Source organism: Streptomyces sp. NPDC001156, assembly GCF_053598275.1.
This window is the reverse complement of sequence record NZ_JBSFJX010000439.1, coordinates 1-2,817: the sequence shown is the minus strand read 5'-3', so window position 1 is coordinate 2,817 and position 2,817 is coordinate 1. Positions and strand designations below refer to the sequence as shown.

Genomic DNA, 2,817 nt, shown 5'->3' with positions numbered 1-2,817 from the left:
GGTGAAGAACGGCGAGCTGACCGATGTGACGGCGGTGACGTACCCGCAGGAGAACCCGAGGGACCAGGAGATCAACAGCTATGCCGTCCCGCAGCGTTGGCCTGGGCAAAGGCCGGGTCAGCGGCCGTCGCCTCCGTCGGCGTTGGGGCCCGCGTAGTCCTCGCCGTAGGCGCCCTTGGCGGGCCGGCGGCGGCGCATGGGCGGCTCGACGCCGTCGGCGAGGCGGCGGGCGGTGAGGAGGAAGCCGGTGTGGCCGATCATGCGGTGGTCGGGGCGGACGGCCAGGCCCTCGATGTGCCAGTTGCGGATCATCGTCTCCCAGGAGGTCGGCTCGTTGAAGGAGCCGATCTCGCGGATGGACTCGACGGTCCTGGCGAGCTGGGTGGTGGTGGCCACGTAGCAGCAGAGGATGCCGCCCGGTACCAGTGCCTTGGAGACGGCCTCCAGGCATTCCCAGGGGGCGAGCATGTCGAGGATGACGCGGTCGACGTCGGTGTCGCTCAGGTTGTCCTGGAGATCGCCCACGGTGAGCTGCCAGGCGGGATGGGGGCCGCCGAAGTAGCGCTCGACGTTCTGCTGGGCGATCTCGGCGAAGTCCGCTCGGCGCTCGTAGCTGTGCAGCATGCCCTGGTCGCCCACGGCGCGTAGCAGGAAGCTGCTGAGCGAGCCGGAGCCGACGCCGGCCTCCACGACGCGTGCGCCGGGGAAGATGTCGGCGAAGGCGAGGATCTGCCCCGCGTCCTTGGGGTAGACGACGGCCGCCCCGCGGGGCATGGACAGGACGTAGTCGGGGAGCAGGGGGCGCAGCGCGAGGTAGGCGACGTTCCCGGTGGTGCGGACAACGCTGCCCTCGGGAGCACCGATCAGTTCGTCGTGCGGGAAGGAACCCTTGTGGGTGTGGAAGTTCTTCCCGGTTTCGAGCGTGAACGTGTAGTGGCGGCCCTTGGGGTCGGTCAGCTGTACCTGGTCCCCGACCTTGAAGGGCCCGCGACGGCGGGCGGCACCGGTCGGTTCGGACATGTGACCAGCCTACCGGTCCGTGGAGGGGCGGCCGACCACGAGCGGCTGTGCCCGGGCGGTGGGGCCGCTGGGGTGCGGTGGCCTGGAACGGGGCCCGGAATGGAGCCCCTTAGTTGGGGCGGGCCATCGCCTTGACGAAGGCTCGCTCGACGTCGGCGGCGGACAGGACGCCGTAGATCTCGCCGGTCTCCTCGACGACGAGGTATTCGGTGGCGGGGGCCGCGCGCAGGGCGTCGAGGAGGTCTTCACCGGCGAGGTCCGCGGAGACGCGCATGCCGTCGCTGAGCTCCTGGGCGAGGTCGCTGACGGGGACCCAGGGGCGGCGGTGCTCGGGTACGCCGACGATGCCGGCCTCCCGCACGAGGGAGAGCGGTTCGCCGTAGGCGTCCACGACGACGAGGGCGCGGGCACCGACGGCGTTGGCACGGCGCAGGGCCTCGGACAGAGGGGTGTCGCTCTGGACGGGGACCGCGCGGCGGGTGAGGGTGCGGGCGCGCAGTTCGGGGAGGTGTTCGCGCAGGCGGGCCATGCGGAGGCTGTTGCCGGCGCCGGTCCAGATGATGGCGGCCAGGATGGCGGCGAGCAGGGCGTCGGTGACGGTGTCCATGCCGACGTTGTCCTCGGCGGTGGAGCCGAGGGCGCCGGACTGGGTGAGCAGGGGCAGTCCGATGAGGACGGAGATCGCGAGGGCACGGCCGACCCAGGCGGCCGCGACGGTGCCGCTCATGGGCCTGCCGGTGATCTTCCAGACGACGGCACGCAGCATGCGGCCACCGTCGAGAGGCAGGCCGGGAAGCAGGTTGAAGACGGCCACGATGAGGTTGGAGATCATCAGGCCGGCCAGCAGGACTCCGGGGACGGTGCCGGGCCGGACGGGCTGCATGGCGAGGTAGAAGATCCCCGCGAGGACGAGGGAGAGCAGGGGACCGACGAAGGCGAGGACGAATTCACGGCCGGGACTGTCGGCCTCCTTCTCGATCTCGGAGACGCCGCCGAAGAACTGGAGCTGGATACGGCGCACCGGCAGCCGGAAGCGGAGGGCCGCGACGGTGTGGGCCAGTTCGTGGACGAGGACGGAGGCGTAGAAGGCGACGGCGAAGAAGAGGGAGACGAGGTAGCGGGCGGCGCCGAGTTCGGGCAGCACGCGGTCCAGCTGGCCGCCGAACACCCAGGTGATCAGGGCCGCGACGAGGAACCAGCTGGGGGCGACGTAGACGGGGACTCCGAAGGGCCGGCCCATGAGGATGCCGCCGCCGGGTTCCCTGTGCCGCTGTGGCGGGCGGGCCTTGCCGGGGCCGCCGGTGTGCGCCTCGCTGCGGGCCGGGAAAGGCGCGGCTGGGTTTCCGGTGGGCGGGGTCTCGGCGGGGTCGTGGGGCTGCGGTGTCGCGGAGGGCTGGTCGTCCGCCGGCGGTGTGTCGGCGTCGGGCGGCTCGGGGGCGGTTCGGCCGTCGGAGTGGTCCGCTGCCGGGGCCGGGCTCGCGCCGGGGTCCCGGTCCTGCTCGGGGCGTGCGGGACCGGCGGTGTGCGCCGTGGGGCTCGACTCGGGTTCGGTCGCCCTGTCGTTGCCGGGGCGCGGCTGTCCGCTCCCGCCGGTCTCGTCCACGATGTCCCCTCGATCGAATCGTCTCCCCGGCCCCGGTCGTGCCGGGTGAGAGGGTCTGTGGTCGATGGTATGCGGCCGTCGCTTCGTGTTCCGCCCCGGCACCCTCTCTGTTGTCCCCCTGGCCGCATGGTCGAACCGCCCTCGCCAAAAGGTGCCCGGCCGATGTGGAGCGGGTCCGGCCGCCCCGGCCGGAC

At 72.3% G+C, this 2,817-nt stretch carries 2 protein-coding genes and 1 pseudogene; 1 reads left to right on the top strand and 2 read right to left on the bottom strand.

Annotation, left to right across the window (positions count from 1 at the left end; translation table 11 throughout):
• A pseudogene (locus ACWDA7_RS51855) lies at nt 1-94 on the top strand (FMN-binding protein); the annotation flags it as partial.
• A 23-nt stretch (nt 95-117) separates the two neighbouring features.
• On the opposite strand, the gene ACWDA7_RS51850 reads toward ACWDA7_RS51855, so the two are convergent.
• Entirely contained in the window at nt 118-1,020 is a 903-nt protein-coding gene (locus ACWDA7_RS51850; protein ID WP_450615069.1) for a tRNA (adenine-N1)-methyltransferase, read from the bottom strand.
• Between the two features lie 109 nt (nt 1,021-1,129).
• Nucleotides 1,130-2,623 carry a site-2 protease family protein gene (locus ACWDA7_RS51845; protein WP_450615067.1) on the bottom strand — a complete coding sequence of 498 codons (1,494 nt, stop codon included), beginning with the start codon at nt 2,621-2,623 and terminating at the stop codon, nt 1,130-1,132.
• Nucleotides 2,624-2,817 lie beyond the last annotated feature (194 nt).

Bases quoted from the DNA above. Each gene is read 5' to 3' on its own strand.
- ACWDA7_RS51850 (WP_450615069.1), bottom strand. From the start codon at position 1,020: ATGTCCGAACCGACCGGTGCCGCCCGCCGTCGCGGGCCCTTCAAGGTC.